The following is a 16,490-nucleotide window of genomic DNA, read 5'->3' on the forward strand; positions in this document are numbered from 1 at the left end:
CCGACCCGGAGATATCAAATGAAAGACCTGCTCAACCTCTTCAATCAGCAGCGCCAGACGCTGGATTTCGACGCGATCAAGATCGCGCTGGCGTCGCCGGACCTGATCCGTTCTTGGTCCTACGGCGAAGTGAAGAAGCCCGAAACCATCAACTACCGTACCTTCAAGCCCGAGCGTGACGGCCTGTTCTGCGCCGCCATCTTCGGACCGATCAAGGACTACGAGTGCCTGTGCGGCAAGTACAAGCGCATGAAGCACCGTGGCGTGGTCTGCGAAAAGTGCGGCACCGAAGTCACCCTGGCCAAGGTGCGTCGCGAGCGCATGGGTCACATCGACCTGGCCTCGCCGGTCGCGCACATCTGGTTCCTCAAGTCGCTGCCGTCGCGCATCGGCCTGATGCTGGACATGACCCTGCGTGACATCGAGCGCGTGCTGTACTTCGAAGCCTATGTCGTCACCGAGCCGGGCCTGACCCCGCTCGAGCGCCGCCAGCTGCTGACCGAAGAGCAGTACCTGACCGCACGCCAGGAGTACAACGACGACTTCGACGCCGCCATGGGCGCCGAGGCGGTGTACGAGCTGCTGCGCACGATCGACCTGCAGTCGGAAATGACCCGCCTGCGCGAAGAAATCGCCAGCACCGGTTCGGAAACCAAGCTCAAGCGCCTCACCAAGCGCATCAAGCTGATCGAAGCCTTCCTGGAATCGGGCAACCGTCCGGAGTGGATGGTCATGACCGTGCTTCCCGTGCTGCCGCCGGACCTGCGTCCGCTGGTGCCGCTGGATGGCGGCCGCTTCGCGACCTCGGATCTGAACGATCTGTACCGCCGCGTGATCAACCGCAACAACCGTCTGCGTCGCCTGCTCGAGCTCAATGCGCCGGACATCATCGTGCGCAACGAAAAGCGCATGCTGCAGGAATCGGTCGATGCGCTGCTGGACAACGGCCGTCGCGGCCGTGCCATCACCGGCACCAACAAGCGTCCGCTGAAGTCGCTGGCCGACATGATCAAGGGCAAGCAGGGCCGGTTCCGTCAGAACCTGCTCGGCAAGCGCGTGGACTACTCCGGTCGTTCGGTCATCACCGTCGGTCCGTACCTGAAGCTGCACCAGTGCGGCCTGCCGAAGAAGATGGCGCTCGAGCTGTTCAAGCCGTTCGTGTTCGCCAAGCTGCAGCGTCGTGGCCTGGCCACCACCATCAAGGCCGCCAAGAAGCTGGTCGAGCGCGAAGAAGCCGAAGTCTGGGACATCCTGGAAGAGGTGATTCGCGAGCATCCGGTGCTGTTGAACCGTGCGCCGACCCTGCACCGTCTGGGCATCCAGGCGTTCGAACCGGTGTTGATCGAAGGCAAGGCCATCCAGCTGCATCCGCTGGTGTGTACTGCCTTCAACGCCGACTTCGACGGCGACCAGATGGCCGTCCACGTGCCGCTCTCGCTGGAAGCCCAGCTGGAAGCGCGTGCGTTGATGATGTCCACCAACAACATCCTGTCGCCGGCCAACGGCGAGCCGATCATCGTGCCGTCGCAGGACGTGGTGTTGGGCCTGTACTACATGAGCCGCGCCCTGGAGAACAAGAAGGGCGAGGGCATGGTGTTCGCCAACACCAGCGAAGTGAAGCGCGCCTACGACAACCGCGTGGTCGAACTGCACGCCAAGGTCAAGGTGCGCATCACCCAGGTGGATGTGGAAGCCGGCGGCAAGCGCAGCAGCGGTACCTCGATCGTGGACACCACGGTCGGCCGTGCGCTGCTGAGCGAAATCCTGCCTGAAGGCCTACCGTTCCAGCTGGCCAACACCGAGATGACCAAGAAGAACATCTCGCGTCTGATCAACTCCAGCTACCGTCTGCTGGGCTTGAAGGACACCGTCGTGTTCGCCGACAAGCTGATGTACACCGGCTATGCCTACGCAACCCGCGCCGGCGTGTCGATCGGTATCGACGACATGCTGATCCCCGACGAGAAGAAGGGCATCCTCACCGAAGCCGAAGCCGAAGTGCTGGAAATCCAGGAGCAGTACCAGTCGGGCCTGGTCACCGCCGGCGAGCGCTACAACAAGGTCGTGGACATCTGGTCGCGTACCAGCGAGCGCATCGCCAAGGCGATGATGGACACCATCGGTACCGAAAAGGTCGAGAACGCCAAGGGCGAGACCATCGACCAGAAGTCGATGAACTCGCTGTACATCATGGCCGACTCCGGTGCCCGTGGTAGCCAGGCGCAGATCCGTCAGCTGGCCGGCATGCGCGGCCTGATGGCGCGTCCGGACGGCTCGATCATCGAGACGCCCATCAAGGCGAACTTCCGCGAAGGTCTGAACGTGCAGGAGTACTTCAACTCCACCCACGGTGCCCGTAAGGGTCTGGCCGATACCGCGCTGAAGACGGCGAACTCCGGTTACCTCACCCGCCGCCTGGTCGACGTGGCGCAGGACGTGGTGATCACCGAAATCGATTGCGGCACCACCGAAGGGTTGATCATGACCCCGATCGTGGAAGGCGGCGACGTGGTCGAGCCGTTGCGCGAGCGCGTGCTGGGCCGCGTGGTGGCCGAGGACGTGTACCTGCCGGGCAACGACGAAGAGCCGATCGTCACCCGCAACACGCTGCTCGACGAAGCCTGGGTGGCCAAGCTCGAAGACGCCAGCGTGCAGTCGGTGAAGGTGCGTTCGACCATCAGCTGCGAATCCTCGTTCGGCGTGTGCGCACGTTGCTACGGCCGCGACCTCGCACGTGGTCACCAGGTCAACATCGGCGAAGCGGTCGGCGTCATCGCCGCGCAGTCGATCGGCGAGCCGGGTACCCAGCTGACCATGCGTACGTTCCACATCGGTGGTGCGGCATCGCGTGCGGCTGCGGTGGACAATATCACCGTCAAGACCACCGGTTCGGTGAAGTTCAACAACCTCAAGTCGGTGGCGCATGCCAGCGGTTCGCTGGTTGCGGTCTCGCGTTCTGGCGAACTGTCCGTGCTCGACGGCCATGGCCGCGAGCGCGAGCGTTACAAGCTGCCGTACGGCGCGACCATCACCGCCAAAGACGGCGATGCGGTCAAGGCCGGGCAGAGCGTTGCCAACTGGGATCCGCATAACCACCCGATCGTGTCGGAAGTGGCTGGCTTCATCCGCTTCATCGACTTCGTCGACGGCGTCACCGTCATCGAGAAGACCGACGAGCTGACCGGTCTGGCGTCGCGTGAAATCACCGACCCGAAGCGTCGCGGTGCACAGGCCAAGGAACTGCGCCCGATCGTGCGCATCGTCGATGCCAAGGGCAACGACCTGACGATTCCGAATACGGATCTGCCGGCCCAGTACCTGCTGCCGCCGCGCTCCATCGTCAACCTGCAGGACGGCGCTGCCGTCGGCGTGGGCGACGTGGTGGCCAAGATCCCGCAGGAAGCGTCCAAGACCCGCGACATCACCGGTGGTCTGCCGCGCGTTGCCGACTTGTTCGAAGCACGCAAGCCGAAGGATCCGGCGATCCTGGCCGAACGCTCGGGCATCATCAGCTTCGGTAAGGACACCAAGGGCAAGCAGCGCCTGATCATCAAGGACACCGATGGTTCGGAACACGAAGAGCTGATTCCCAAGTACCGCCAGATCATCGTGTTCGAAGGTGAACACGTGACCAAGGGCGAGACCGTGGTGGACGGCGAGCCGAGTCCGCAAGACATCCTGCGCCTGTTGGGTGTCGAACCGCTGGCCGCATACCTGGTCAAGGAAATCCAGGACGTGTACCGCCTGCAGGGCGTGAAGATCAACGACAAGCACATCGAGGTGATCACGCGCCAGATGCTGCGTAAGGTCGAGATCGTTGACCAGGGCAACAGCAAGTTCCTCAACGGCGAGCAGGTCGAGCGCCAGCGCGTCATCGAGGAAAATGCCCGCCTAGTCAAGCGCAACGAACTGCCGGCCAAGTACGATCCGGTGTTGCTGGGTATCACCAAGGCGTCGCTGGCCACCGAGTCGTTCATCTCGGCGGCATCGTTCCAGGAAACCACCCGCGTGTTGACCGAGGCGGCCGTCCGCGGCACCCGCGACAACCTGCGCGGTCTGAAGGAAAACGTGATCGTGGGTCGCCTGATCCCGGCCGGTACGGGTCTGGCGTATCACGCCGGACGTCGCAAGGCCTCGGGTCTGACCGACTCGGAAATGGAAACGCTGTCGGGCAAGCCGGCAGCCGCCGAACCGGTCGCTGCAGTGGCCGACGCTGGCGCGGACGAGGAGTAAGCGCTCCGACGGCGGCCGCAAGACCGCCGTAAGCCAGGCGAAAAGGAGGGCAGGAGGCCCTCCGTTTTCCGGCCTTGGATGGGCCAGCAGGTTCAGATTCCGTGAAGTTGACGGAGTTTCGTCCTGCCAGCTATACTTCTCTGTCTCGGTGGGCCGGTCTCGGCCTGCCTTTGTTTTCGTGCAGGCCGTCTCGGCCTATCAATCAGAAGAATCAACTGATGACGACGATCAATCAGCTGGTCCGCAAGCCTCGGCAAGCGACCACCTACAAGAGTGCCTCTCCGGCACTGGACAAGTGTCCGCAGCGCCGTGGCGTCTGCACACGCGTCTACACCACTACCCCGAAGAAGCCGAACTCGGCCCTGCGTAAAGTCGCCAAGGTGCGCCTGACCAACCAGGAAGAGGTCATCAGCTACATCGGTGGTGAAGGCCACAACCTGCAGGAGCACTCCGTTGTCCTGATTCGCGGTGGCCGCGTCAAGGATCTTCCCGGTGTGCGTTATCACACCGTCCGTGGTTCGCTGGACGCCGCCGGCGTCGCCAAGCGTCGTCAAGGCCGTTCCAAGTACGGCGCCAAGCGCCCGAAGAGCTAAGGAAATACTCAAATGTCCCGTAAAGGTTCTACTCCGCAGCGCACCGTCCTGCCAGATCCAAAGCATGGCAGCGAAACCATTGCCCGCTTCATCAATATGGTGATGCAGAGTGGCAAGAAGTCGGTTGCTGAGAAAATTGTCTATGGCGCAATGGACGTCATTGGCGAAAAGAATCCGAATGCCATCGAACTGGTGCAGAAGGCACTGGACAACGTGGCCCCGGCTGTCGAAGTTAAATCGCGTCGCGTCGGTGGTGCTACCTATCAGGTGCCCGTCGAAGTGCGTTCCTCCCGTCGCATGGCGCTGGCAATGCGCTGGTTGATCGATTCCGCGCGCAAGCGTGGCGAGAACACCATGCCGCGTAAGCTGGCTGCAGAACTGTTGGACGCCTCGGAAAGCCGCGGCGGCGCGATCAAGAAGCGCGAAGAGACCCACCGTATGGCGGAGGCGAACAAGGCGTTCGCACATTACCGCTGGTGACCTCGGGGGCCTTGGTAACGGGGCCCTTCAGCACCATATGAGTGCTGTTTGCGACGCATGTTGCGTCGCATCCAATCCGAAGGCCGCCGAAAGGCGGCGTTCGGCCATCCGAAATCCAAGAAATTGAGAGGCTCCCCGTGGCCCGCACCACCCCTATCGAGCGTTACCGCAACTTCGGCATCATGGCCCACATCGATGCCGGCAAGACCACCACTTCCGAACGCATCCTGTTCTACACCGGTGTGAGTCACAAGATCGGCGAAGTCCATGACGGCGCTGCAGTGATGGACTGGATGGAGCAGGAGCAGGAGCGTGGTATCACCATCACCTCCGCTGCGACCACCGCGTTCTGGTCGGGTATGGACAAGTCCATGCCGCAGCACCGCTTCAACATCATCGACACCCCCGGGCACGTCGACTTCACCATCGAAGTGGAGCGCTCCTTGCGCGTGCTCGACGGTGCGGTGTTCGTGCTGTGCGCCGTCGGTGGCGTGCAGCCGCAGTCCGAGACCGTGTGGCGCCAGGCCAACAAGTATTCCGTGCCGCGCATGGCCTTCGTCAACAAGATGGACCGTACCGGTGCCAACTTCGACAAGGTCGTTGAGCAGCTGAAGGCCCGTCTGGGTGCGTACGCCGTGCCGATGCAGGTGCCGATCGGCGCCGAAGACGGCTTTGAGGGCGTGGTCGACCTGCTGAAGATGAAGGCGATCCATTGGGATACCGCATCGCAGGGCACCACCTTCGAATACCGCGATATTCCGGCCGACCTGGTCGATGTCGCGACCGAGGCACGCTCGTTCATGGTCGAAGCGGCTGCAGAAGCCAGCGAAGACCTCATGGACAAGTACCTCAACGAGGGCGACCTGAGCGAACAGGAGATCCTGTCGGGTCTGCGCGAGCGCACCTTGAAGGTGGAGATCGTGCCGGTGTTCTGCGGCTCGGCGTTCAAGAACAAGGGCGTGCAGGCCATGCTCGACGGCGTCGTGCACCTGCTGCCGTCGCCGGCTGACCGTCCGCCGGTGCAGGGTATCGACGAAGACGAGAAGGAAGACACGCGCGCTGCCACCGATACCGCGCCGTTCTCGGCGTTGGCGTTCAAGATCATGACCGACCCGTTCGTGGGCTCGCTGACGTTCTTCCGTGTCTATTCGGGCACGCTGAACTCCGGCGACCAGGTCTACAACCCGGTCAAGTCGAAGAAGGAGCGCGTGGGCCGCATCCTGCAGATGCACTCCAACAATCGCGAAGAGATCAAGGAAGTGCGTGCGGGCGACATCGCCGCTGCCGTGGGTCTGAAGGATGTCACCACCGGCGACACGCTGTGTGCGCAGGACAAGATCATCACCCTGGAGCGCATGGTGTTCCCGGAGCCGGTGATCTCGATGGCGGTGGAGCCGAAGACCAAGTCGGACCAGGAAAAGATGGGCATGGCCCTGGGCCGTCTGGCGCAGGAAGATCCCTCGTTCCGCGTCAAGACCGACGAAGAATCCGGCCAGACCATCATCTCGGGCATGGGCGAGTTGCACCTGGACATCATCGTCGACCGCATGCGTCGCGAGTTCAATGTCGAGGCGAACGTCGGCAAGCCGCAGGTGGCCTACCGCGAAACGATCCGCAAGTCCGACGTCAAGTCTGACTATAAGCACGCCAAGCAGTCCGGTGGTAAGGGTCAGTACGGTCACGTCGTGATCGAGCTGTCGCCGATGACCGAGGAAGAGCGCAAGAGCGAGAACGTCAAGGACGATTTCCTCTTCATCAACGACATCACCGGCGGCATCATTCCGAAGGAATTCATCCCCTCGGTCGAAAAGGGTCTGCGCGAAACGATCACCAGTGGTCCGATCGCCGGCTTCCCGGTGGTGGGCGTGAAGGTCAAGCTGGTGTTCGGCTCGTACCATGACGTCGACTCCTCGGAAATGGCGTTCAAGCTGGCTGCATCGATGGCGTTCAAGCAGGGCTTCGCGAAAGCCAGCCCGGTGTTGCTGGAGCCGATCATGAAGGTCGAAATCGTCAGTCCGGAGGATTACCTGGGTGACGTGATGGGCGACGTGAGCCGCCGTCGTGGCGTGTTGCAGGGTCAGGACGACAGCCCGTCGGGCAAGATCATCAACGCGATGATCCCGTTGGGTGAAATGTTCGGTTACGCCACTTCGCTGCGCTCGATGAGCCAGGGCCGTGCGACGTTCTCGATGGAGTTCGACCACTACGAAGAGGCACCGGCCAATATCGCCGACGCCGTCACCAAGAAGGGCTGAGTTCGCTCAGCCGCTTCTCACAAATTTTTCAATTAGAGGTAGTTAGTCATGGCAAAAGCTAAATTCGAGCGCACCAAGCCGCACGTGAACGTCGGCACCATCGGTCACGTTGACCATGGCAAGACCACGTTGACCGCTGCGCTGACCAAGATCGGTGCCGAGCGTTTCGGTGGTGAGTTCAAGGCGTACGACGCGATCGACGCGGCGCCGGAAGAGAAGGCGCGCGGCATCACGATTTCGACCGCACACGTCGAATACGAATCCCCGACCCGCCACTACGCGCACGTTGACTGCCCCGGCCACGCCGACTACGTCAAGAACATGATCACCGGTGCAGCGCAGATGGACGGCGCGATCCTGGTGTGCTCGGCCGCTGACGGCCCGATGCCGCAGACCCGTGAGCACATCCTGCTCTCGCGTCAGGTCGGTGTGCCGCACATCGTGGTGTTCCTGAACAAGGCCGACATGGTCGACGACGCCGAGCTGCTCGAGCTGGTCGAAATGGAAGTGCGCGAACTGCTGAGCAAGTACGACTTCCCGGGCGACGACACCCCGATCATCCACGGTTCGGCGCGTTTGGCGCTGGACGGCGATCAGAGCGACATCGGCGTGCCGGCGATCCTGAAGCTGGTCGAGGCGCTGGATTCGTTCATTCCGGAGCCGACCCGCGACGTGGATCGTCCGTTCCTGATGCCGGTCGAAGACGTGTTCTCGATCTCCGGTCGCGGCACCGTGGTGACCGGTCGTATCGAGCGCGGCATCATCAAGGTGGGCGACGAAATCGAAATCGTCGGTATCCGCGACACGCAGAAGACCACCGTTACCGGCGTGGAAATGTTCCGCAAGCTGCTGGACCAGGGTCAGGCAGGCGACAACGCCGGTCTGCTGCTGCGCGGCACCAAGCGTGACGACGTCGAGCGCGGCCAGGTGCTGTGCAAGCCGGGTTCGATCAAGCCGCACACCGAGTTCGAAGCCGAAGTCTACGTGCTGTCCAAGGACGAGGGTGGCCGTCATACCCCGTTCTTCAAGGGCTACCGTCCGCAGTTCTACTTCCGCACCACCGACATCACTGGCGCCTGCCAGCTGCCGGAAGGCGTGGAGATGGTGATGCCGGGCGACAACGTGAAGATGGTCGTGACCCTGATCAACCCGGTCGCGATGGACGAAGGTCTGCGCTTCGCCATCCGTGAAGGCGGTCGTACCGTCGGCGCCGGCGTGGTTGCCAAGATCATCAAGTAAGCAACACCTGCAGCACGGCAGCTTCGGCTGCCGTGTCGCTGGAAAAGAAAAGGTCGGCGAGAGCCGGCCTTTTTCTTTGTCCGCGTGTTGGCCGGGCTCTGACTGGCGCGGGAATGCGCTTGCCGATGCAAAGAGAAAGATGAAGAAAATAGGCGCCTGCCCCACTCATAACGCTGCATCCGGTGGGTGCGTGCGCAAGTCGCATCGGCGGCATGATCGCGGATTGGCAAACCGGCTGTCATGACGTGAGGCGGCATGGCGCGCAGATGCCGGCAACAGTCAGCGAATGCCGTTGATCAAGCCGCTTGTCGGGCTCTTGAGCAGATTCAGGCCGGGCAGGTCGAAATTGTCCAGCTCCTGTTTGGTGGTTGCGATGTTCAGCCCGACGATGGCCAAAGTGTCCGGGTCCACGTCAATGCCCAGTGGCATGGCGGAGAACTGGACGTAATCGCGGCTGGCATTCCATTGCGGGCTGCCGCCGATCGTTTGGAGGATGCGGTTGATGTGGGTGCCGACCGGATGGCCGAGCAGATGGAAGGGCAGGGGCGCCCTCTGATCGGCGAAGGCGATCAGGTTGCTGACACGGTCATTGCGCAATCCCACCGCCAGCTCGCCTTGCACGACAGCTCGACGCGGATGCTGCGCCAGCTGTGCTTTGATGTCGCGCGGGTACAGATACAGCAGGCTGAGTCTGTTCGGATCCACCGCATCGGTGTGGGTAACGTCAGGCTGCCCTAGCGCGGCCAGTACCTGTTGCTTGCGCATTCCAAGTGCGAGCGGACCGATGTGCGCGCATGCCGCCGGCAACGTGGTCGCGCTGGCGGAGGTAATAAACGTCAGGTGCAACGCGCGCGAGCAGGCTTTGCCATCGTTGCTGGCAGCGCGGGAAGGCGGGGCGACGAGTCCGAAGAGTAGTAGGCCGCAAAACAAGAGAGAGTGCCGGGGCATAGGGGGTGTCCGGTGGCGAAATCCTGCAAGGACGAGGCCGGGTGGGAAAGAAAGGTTGGTTACTTATATTGGTTGATACGTCTACCTTATGCCGCCTTTGCAGCTGTCGGTAATCCGGTCCGCGACGGAGGTCGACCCGATAAGCGCCGGTGGGGCCGTCGATGTCGCTGAGACCGGAAGCGTCCACCGCGATACGGTCTAGCATCAGCGCCGTCAAATGGCGCGCCGCTTGCGCGGATACGGACGTCGTTGGTGAGTTCGATATGGATGGCGTTCCCAGTGTAGTGGGCGGATTCTTGCCGGTGGTCGACACCCTGCCACCGGGCGGATCGGGGGGGCGTGCTGCTTAGGTGTTATCTGCAGGGCCATCTTCGGAAGCAGCATTGCTGCAGTCGTGGCAGGCTTTGCCTGCACCAGCACACCGGTGATGCAAACGCGTTGGCAAAGTAGGGCCCTGCAACGATCACCGCAGTATCCCGGCAACGCCGCTGGGGTTAGATATTGCCTGGAGCCAGGGCCGCTATACACCGGCCGTTGTCCATGTCCGTCGTGTTTGATTCCCGGCCCTGAGTCTGGTCAGTCCGGACTAGCGCCACGACAAAGGTGGTGTCCGGGGCGGGTTTATGCGTCACAGCTGCTACCGGGCTAACTCCGGATCAGAGTCGCGCGCTTGCAGGAGCGGAGGTGAGCCGCTAGAATGCGCGGCTCGGTGTCCCTGGGTAGGGCGCTGAGTTACAGCGAAAAGAACGGCAGGATGCCGCTCGTGTTCGCCAGACCGGGAAGGTCGCGTTGCATGGAGCACTCAACAACTCTCACGTTGTTGACCGTGCTCTTGTTGCGCATTATACTTTTCCGTCTGGGCAGGCCGGGTCACCGGGCTGCCTCAGTTTTTGGGCGGAGGAAATGCCCTCGCCAGCAGGATGCGCGGCGATTTCATCAACGTCAGGAATATCGGGGCAGGTATCCCAGAGGCCTTGCCCGTCGCTCTTTTAACGAAGGAACCCACCGTCATGGCGGAGCAAAAGACCGGTCAGAAGGCGGATCAGAAGATCCGTATCCGGCTGAAGGCGTTCGATCATCGCTTGATTGACCGTTCGGCCAGCGAGATCGTCGAAACGGCTAAGCGGACTGGCGCGCAAGTGCGTGGCCCGATCCCGTTGCCGACCAAGATCGAACGTTACACTATCCTCGTATCCCCGCATGCTGACAAAGATGCGCGTGACCAATACGAAACCCGCACGCACAAGCGTGTGCTCGATATCATCGACCCGAACGACAAGACCGTGGACGCGCTGATGAAGCTCGAGCTCGCGGCTGGCGTCGACGTCCAGATCAAGTTGACCTGAGGACTACGACCATGACGAAGAAATATTCGTTGGGCTTCGTGGGCCGCAAGGCTGGTATGAGCCGCGTCTTCACTGAAGACGGCCGCTCGGTACCGGTCACGCTGATCGAAGCAACTCCGAACCGCATCGCGCAGATCAAGACCGTCGAAGTTGACGGCTACAGCGCCGTGCAGGTCACCGTTGGCGCCCGTCGTGCCGCGCTGGTCAACAAGCCGGCTGCAGGCCACTTCGCCAAGGCGAAGGTGGAAGCGGGTCGCGGCCTGTGGGAATTCCGTGTTGAAGATGCCCAGCTCGGCGATTTCGCCGTCGGTGGCGAAATCAAGGCGGACATCTTCGAGGTCGGCCAGAAGGTCGACGTCCAGGGCGTCACCAAGGGTAAGGGTTTCCAGGGCACCATCAAGCGCTACAACTTCCGTATGGGCGATGCAACCCACGGTAACTCGCTGTCGCATCGCGCGCCGGGTTCGCTGGGTCAGCGCCAGACCCCGGGTCGCGTTTTCCCGGGCAAGAAGATGTCGGGCCACATGGGCGCAGTGCAGCAAAGCACGCAGAACCTGGAAGTGGTCAAGGTCGACGTCGAGCGTGGTCTGATTGCTATCCGCGGCGCCGTGCCTGGCGCAGCTGGTGGCGATGTGATCGTCCGTCCGGCGAGCAAGGCATAAGGAGAGATGACGATGGAACTCGTTATCACGGGTAGCAACAACAAGGTCTCGGTCTCCGATGCCGTGTTCGGTCGCGAATTCAGCGAAGATCTGGTTCACCAGGTCGTTGTCGCTTATCGCAATGCCGGTCGCGCCGGTACCAAGGCACAGAAGACGCGTTCGGAAGTTGCGGGCACGACCAAGAAGTCGAAAAAGCAGAAGGGCGGCGGTGCGCGTCATGGCGCGCTGACGGCTCCGATCTTCGTCGGCGGTGGCGTGACCTTCGCGGCCAAGCCGCGCAGCTTCGAGCAGAAGGTCAACCGCAAGATGTACCGTGCGGCCATCTGCGCGATCTTCTCCGAGCTGAACCGTCAGGGTCGTCTGATGATCGTCGACGCGTTCGACCTCGAAGCGACCAAGACCAAGGGCTTGATCGAAAAGCTCAAGGGGCTGGAAGTGGGCAAGCGCCCGCTGATCGTTACCGAAGAGGCTTCCGAGCACCTGTATCTGTCCGCTCGCAATCTGCCGTATGTGCAGGTGCGTGACGTGCAGGGTCTGGATCCGGTCGCTCTGGTCGGGGCCGATACGGTCGTGATCACCGCCGATGCGGTCAAGAAGGTCGAGGAGTGGCTGGCATGAGCAGCAACGAAAAAATCTTCAGCGTGCTGCGTGCTCCGCGAGTCTCCGAAAAGACCGCGCGCCTGCAGGAAATCTCCAACCAGTATGTCTTCGAAGTTTCGAACGAAGCCACCAAGGCCGATGTAAAGGCCGCGGTTGAGCAGCTGTTCGACGTCAAGGTCAAGGCAGTCAACGTGGTCAACGTTAAGGGCAAGAGCAAGTCCTTCCGTAACCGTGCTGGCAGCCGCGGCAATTGGCGCAAGGCGTACGTCCGCCTGGTTGATGGTCAGTCCATCGACGTAACGGCCAAGGCCTGAGGTCCATCCCATGCCATTGATGAAGTTCAAACCCACCTCTCCCGGCCGTCGTTCCGCCGTGCGCGTGGTTACTCCCGATCTGCACAAGGGCGCACCGCACGCGGCGCTGCTCGACTCGCAGAGCAAGTCCGGTGGTCGTAACCACCACGGCCGCATCACCGTGCGTCACGTCGGTGGTGGCCACAAGCAGCACTACCGCATCATCGACTTCAAGCGCAACAAGGAAGGCATTCCGGCGCGTGTGGAGCGGATCGAATACGATCCGAACCGTACCGCTCATATCGCCCTGCTGTGCTACGTCGACGGCGAGCGCCGCTACATCATCGCCCCCAAGGGCCTGAAGGCCGGCGACCAGGTCATTGCCGGTGCCAACGCACCGATCAAGACCGGCAACACGCTGCCGCTGCGCAACATCCCGGTCGGTACGACGGTTCACGGTATCGAGCTGAAGCCGGGTAAGGGCGCTCAGATCGCACGTGCCGCCGGTGCAGCCGTCCAGCTGGTCGCTCGCGAAGGCATCTATGCCACGCTGCGTCTGCGCTCGGGCGAAATGCGCAAGGTGCCGGTCGAGTGCCGCGCCACCATCGGCGAAGTCGGCAACGACGAGCACAACCTTGAGAAGCTGGGCAAGGCCGGCGCCAAGCGTTGGCGCGGTGTTCGTCCGACCGTTCGCGGTGCGGCCATGAACCCGGTCGATCACCCGCACGGTGGTGGTGAAGCGAAGGCTGGTCAGGGTAATCCGCATCCGGTCACCCCGTGGGGTGTTCCGACCAAGGGTTACAAGACGCGCAAGAACAAGCGCACCCAGCAGTTCATCGTCCGCGATCGTAGGGGCTAATCGACCATGGCACGTTCACTTAAGAAGGGCCCGTTCGTCGATCACCACCTTGCAAAGAAGGTGGAGTCCGCTGCGGGTAGCAAGAAGCCGATCAAGACCTGGTCGCGCCGTTCGATGATCCTGCCTGAAATGGTAGGCATCACCATCGCCGTGCATAACGGCAAGAACCACATTCCGGTGCTCGTCAACGAGAATATGGTCGGCCACAAGCTCGGCGAATTTGCCGTCACCCGGACCTTCAAGGGTCACGGTGGCGACAAGAAGTCGGGCAGGTAAGGAGAGATGACGATGGAAGCGAAAGCAATCCTGCGCACCGCGCGCATCTCCCCGCAGAAGGCCCGCCTGGTCGCTGACCAGGTGCGTGGTTTGTCCGCCGAACGTGCGGTCAATCTGCTGAAGTTCTCGGACAAGAAGGCTGCACACCTGATCAAAAAGGTGGTGGAGTCGGCGATCGCCAATGCCGAGAACAATCAGGGCGCGGATGTCGACGAGCTGAAGGTCAAGACCATCATGGTTGATGAAGGTCCCTCCCTGAAGCGTTTCATGGCGCGGGCGAAAGGCCGCGGTACCCGCATCCTCAAGCGCACCAGCCACATCACTGTGGTTGTGGGCGCCGCCAAGTAAGCGGAAAGGAAAAGACCATGGGTCATAAAGTTCATCCGACTGGAATCCGCCTCGGCATCGCCAAGGACTGGAATTCCAAGTGGTACGCAAACAAGGCCGAGTTCGCCTCCTATCTGGCAGCCGACCTGAAAGTGCGTGAAATGCTGCGCAAGAAGCTCGCGCAGGCAGGTGTCAGCAAGATCTTGATCGAGCGCCCTGCCAAAACCGCCCGCGTGACCATTCACACCGCCCGTCCGGGTGTGGTGATCGGCAAGCGTGGCGAGGACATCGAAAAGCTGCGCAAGGAAGTGAGCCAGCTGATGGGCGTTCCGGCGCACATCAACGTCACCGAAGTGCGCAAGCCGGAGCTGGATGCGCAGCTGGTCGCCGAGTCGATCGCGCAGCAGCTTGAGCGTCGCATCATGTTCCGCCGTGCAATGAAGCGCTCGGTCGGTAACGCGATGCGCCTGGGTGCCTTGGGCATCAAGGTCAATGTGGCTGGCCGCCTCAACGGTGCAGAAATTGCCCGTTCGGAGTGGTACCGCGAAGGCCGCGTGCCGCTGCACACGCTACGTGCCGACATTGATTACGGTTTTGCCGAGGCGTCCACGACGTACGGCATCATCGGCATCAAGGTCTGGATCTATAAGGGCGAAGTCTTCGACTTCTCTCAGGTTGGCCAGGAAAAGCAGGACGACAGCCCGCGCAACGATCGTAACGATCGCGGCGACCGTGGTGACCGCCCGTCGCGCCCGGCTCGTGAAGCGAGGTAACGGCAATGTTGCAACCCAAGCGAACCAAATATCGCAAGATGCACAAGGGCCGTAACGACGGCCTGGCATGGAGCGGAAACGCCGTCAGCTTCGGCGAGTACGGCCTCAAGGCCACGGCGCACGGTCAGCTGACCGCACGCCAGATTGAAGCAGCACGCCGCACGATCAGCCGCCACGTCAAGAAGGGCGGCAAGATGTGGATCCGTGTGTTCCCCGACAAGCCGATCACCAAGAAGCCGATCGAAGTCCGCATGGGCTCCGGTAAGGGCAACGTGGAGTACTGGGTCGCGCAGATTCAGCCGGGCCGCATGATCTATGAAATCGAGGGAATCCCCGAAGAGACCGCACGTGAGGCGTTTCGCCTTGCCGCTGCCAAGCTCTCGGTGACCACCACTTTCGTGACCCGGACGGTGCGCTGATGGATATCAAACAACTCCGCGAGAAGTCGGCTGACGAATTGAAGGCCCACCTGACCGATCTGCGTAAGGAGCAGTTCTCGCTCCGTATGCAGCAGGTCACCGGCCAGCTGCCGAAGACCCACGAAACCCGCCGGGTGCGCCGCGAGATTGCTCGCGTCAAGCACCTGCTCGGCAGCACCAAGTAAGGACGGCCGCGATGAGCGACAATAACGAAAAGCAAACGCTGCGCACGGTCGAAGGCCGTGTCGTCAGCAACAAGATGGACAAGACGGTCACCGTGTTGGTGGAGCGCCAGGTCAAGCATGCGCTGTACGGCAAGTACATCAAGCGCTCGACCAAGCTGCACGCACACGATGCCGACAATGCCTGCAACGAAGGCGACGTCGTGCGTGTGACCGAGATTGCTCCGATGTCCAAGACCAAGAACTGGCGGGTGGTGGAAATCGTCACCCGTTCGGCCGAATAAGGGAGATCTGAATCATGATCCAGATGCAGAGCTACCTCGATGTCGCCGACAATTCGGGTGCCAAGGAAGTGATGTGCATCAAGGTGCTGGGCGGCTCCAAGCGCCGTTACGCACACATTGGTGACATCATCAAGGTGACCGTCAAGGACGCCATTCCGCGTGGCAAGGTCAAGAAGGGCGAAGTCTACGACGCCGTCGTGGTGCGTACCCGCAAGGGTGTGCGCCGTCCCGACGGTTCGCTGATCCGCTTCGATGGCAACGCCGCTGTGCTGTTGAACAATAAGCAGGAGCCGATCGGGACCCGCATCTTCGGGCCGGTGACGCGCGAGCTGCGTTCCGAGAAGTTCATGAAGATCGTCTCGCTCGCTCCCGAAGTGCTGTGAGCGGAGGACATACACATGGCTAACCGTATCAAGAAGGGCGACCAGGTCGTCATCAACACCGGCAAGGACAAGGGTAAGCAGGGTGAAGTGGTGCGTGTGGAGGGCGATCGCGTGATCGTCTCCAACGCCAACGTCATCAAGCGCCACACCAAGCCGAACCCGCAGGCAGGCGTTGCCGGCGGCGTGGTCGAGCGTGAAGCGTCGATCCATATCTCCAACGTCAATATCGTCAACCCGGCAACGGGCAAGGGCGAGCGCGTTGGCTTCAAGGTGCTGGAGGATGGACGCAAACTGCGTGTGTTCCGCTCCAGCGGTGAGGCGCTCGACGCCTGAGGAAT

At 61.9% G+C, this 16,490-nt stretch carries 19 protein-coding genes; 18 read left to right on the top strand and 1 reads right to left on the bottom strand.

The genetic code is table 11. The annotated features are described in order from the left end of the window. Nucleotides 1–18 precede the first annotated feature (18 nt). The 5 genes from rpoC to tuf all read left to right on the top strand — a co-directional run bounded on the left by rpoC (nt 19) and on the right by tuf (nt 8,800). Complete coding sequence (rpoC, locus tag HLH45_RS09560; RefSeq protein ID WP_011346539.1) at nt 19–4,233, top strand: DNA-directed RNA polymerase subunit beta'; 4,215 nt, start codon at nt 19–21, stop codon at nt 4,231–4,233. 218 nt (nt 4,234–4,451) lie between these two features. Then, on the top strand, nt 4,452–4,826 hold the full coding sequence (gene rpsL / locus HLH45_RS09565; protein WP_002811712.1) for a 30S ribosomal protein S12: 375 nt from the start codon (nt 4,452–4,454) through the stop codon (nt 4,824–4,826). Between the two features lie 12 nt (nt 4,827–4,838). Then, on the top strand, nt 4,839–5,306 hold the full coding sequence (rpsG, locus tag HLH45_RS09570; protein ID WP_005917592.1) for a 30S ribosomal protein S7: 468 nt from the start codon (nt 4,839–4,841) through the stop codon (nt 5,304–5,306). 137 nt (nt 5,307–5,443) lie between these two features. Next, nucleotides 5,444–7,561, top strand: a complete 2,118-nt coding sequence (gene fusA / locus HLH45_RS09575) for an elongation factor G (protein ID WP_008574200.1) — start codon at nt 5,444–5,446, stop codon at nt 7,559–7,561. 48 nt (nt 7,562–7,609) lie between these two features. Continuing rightward, nucleotides 7,610–8,800 (top strand): elongation factor Tu, encoded by a 1,191-nt coding sequence (tuf, locus tag HLH45_RS09580; RefSeq protein WP_003486726.1) that lies wholly within the window; start codon nt 7,610–7,612, stop codon nt 8,798–8,800. 279 nt (nt 8,801–9,079) lie between these two features. Here tuf and HLH45_RS09585 read toward each other — a convergent pair whose 3' ends face one another. Beyond that, entirely contained in the window at nt 9,080–9,748 is a 669-nt protein-coding gene (locus tag HLH45_RS09585) for a hypothetical protein (protein ID WP_031421265.1), read from the bottom strand. Nucleotides 9,749–10,758: 1,010 nt separating this feature from the next. On the opposite strand from HLH45_RS09585, the gene rpsJ reads away from it, so the two are divergent. The 13 genes from rpsJ to rplX are packed head-to-tail and all read left to right on the top strand — an operon-like array spanning nt 10,759 to nt 16,485. Beyond that, complete coding sequence (rpsJ, locus tag HLH45_RS09590) at nt 10,759–11,094, top strand: 30S ribosomal protein S10 (protein ID WP_008571672.1); 336 nt, start codon at nt 10,759–10,761, stop codon at nt 11,092–11,094. 11 nt (nt 11,095–11,105) lie between these two features. Beyond that, nucleotides 11,106–11,756, top strand: coding sequence for a 50S ribosomal protein L3 (gene rplC, locus HLH45_RS09595; protein WP_005917121.1), 651 nt, complete (start codon nt 11,106–11,108; stop codon nt 11,754–11,756). A gap of 12 nt (nt 11,757–11,768) precedes the next feature. Beyond that, nucleotides 11,769–12,374 (top strand): 50S ribosomal protein L4, encoded by a 606-nt coding sequence (gene rplD / locus HLH45_RS09600; RefSeq protein WP_005917124.1) that lies wholly within the window; start codon nt 11,769–11,771, stop codon nt 12,372–12,374. Next, nucleotides 12,371–12,670: a 50S ribosomal protein L23 gene (gene rplW, locus HLH45_RS09605; RefSeq protein ID WP_002811694.1), complete on the top strand. Its 300-nt coding sequence runs from the start codon at nt 12,371–12,373 to the stop codon at nt 12,668–12,670. The genes rplD and rplW overlap by 4 nt, the downstream gene beginning before the upstream one ends. Before the next feature lie 10 nt (nt 12,671–12,680). Then, complete coding sequence (gene rplB / locus HLH45_RS09610) at nt 12,681–13,508, top strand: 50S ribosomal protein L2 (protein ID WP_003486715.1); 828 nt, start codon at nt 12,681–12,683, stop codon at nt 13,506–13,508. 6 nt (nt 13,509–13,514) lie between these two features. Further along, nucleotides 13,515–13,784, top strand: coding sequence for a 30S ribosomal protein S19 (gene rpsS, locus HLH45_RS09615; RefSeq protein WP_005917128.1), 270 nt, complete (start codon nt 13,515–13,517; stop codon nt 13,782–13,784). A gap of 12 nt (nt 13,785–13,796) precedes the next feature. Continuing rightward, nucleotides 13,797–14,132: a 50S ribosomal protein L22 gene (gene rplV / locus HLH45_RS09620; RefSeq protein WP_003486710.1), complete on the top strand. Its 336-nt coding sequence runs from the start codon at nt 13,797–13,799 to the stop codon at nt 14,130–14,132. A 17-nt stretch (nt 14,133–14,149) separates the two neighbouring features. Further along, entirely contained in the window at nt 14,150–14,884 is a 735-nt protein-coding gene (rpsC, locus tag HLH45_RS09625) for a 30S ribosomal protein S3 (RefSeq protein WP_008571670.1), read from the top strand. A gap of 5 nt (nt 14,885–14,889) precedes the next feature. Beyond that, nucleotides 14,890–15,303, top strand: a complete 414-nt coding sequence (rplP, locus tag HLH45_RS09630; protein ID WP_003486706.1) for a 50S ribosomal protein L16 — start codon at nt 14,890–14,892, stop codon at nt 15,301–15,303. Further along, complete coding sequence (rpmC, locus tag HLH45_RS09635; protein ID WP_003486703.1) at nt 15,303–15,488, top strand: 50S ribosomal protein L29; 186 nt, start codon at nt 15,303–15,305, stop codon at nt 15,486–15,488. Before rplP ends, rpmC begins: the two co-directional genes overlap by 1 nt. An 11-nt stretch (nt 15,489–15,499) precedes the next feature. After that, nucleotides 15,500–15,769, top strand: coding sequence for a 30S ribosomal protein S17 (gene rpsQ / locus HLH45_RS09640; protein ID WP_003486701.1), 270 nt, complete (start codon nt 15,500–15,502; stop codon nt 15,767–15,769). 14 nt (nt 15,770–15,783) lie between these two features. Further along, the gene (rplN, locus tag HLH45_RS09645; protein ID WP_003486699.1) at nt 15,784–16,152 is read left to right on the top strand and encodes a 50S ribosomal protein L14; all 369 of its coding nucleotides are present in this window, start codon (nt 15,784–15,786) and stop codon (nt 16,150–16,152) included. A 15-nt stretch (nt 16,153–16,167) separates the two neighbouring features. Further along, nucleotides 16,168–16,485 (top strand): 50S ribosomal protein L24, encoded by a 318-nt coding sequence (rplX, locus tag HLH45_RS09650; RefSeq protein WP_008571669.1) that lies wholly within the window; start codon nt 16,168–16,170, stop codon nt 16,483–16,485. Nucleotides 16,486–16,490: the final 5 nt, after the last annotated feature.

The sequence above is a fragment of the Xanthomonas euvesicatoria genome, from assembly GCF_013112235.1.
GTDB lineage: Bacteria > Pseudomonadota > Gammaproteobacteria > Xanthomonadales > Xanthomonadaceae > Xanthomonas > Xanthomonas euvesicatoria.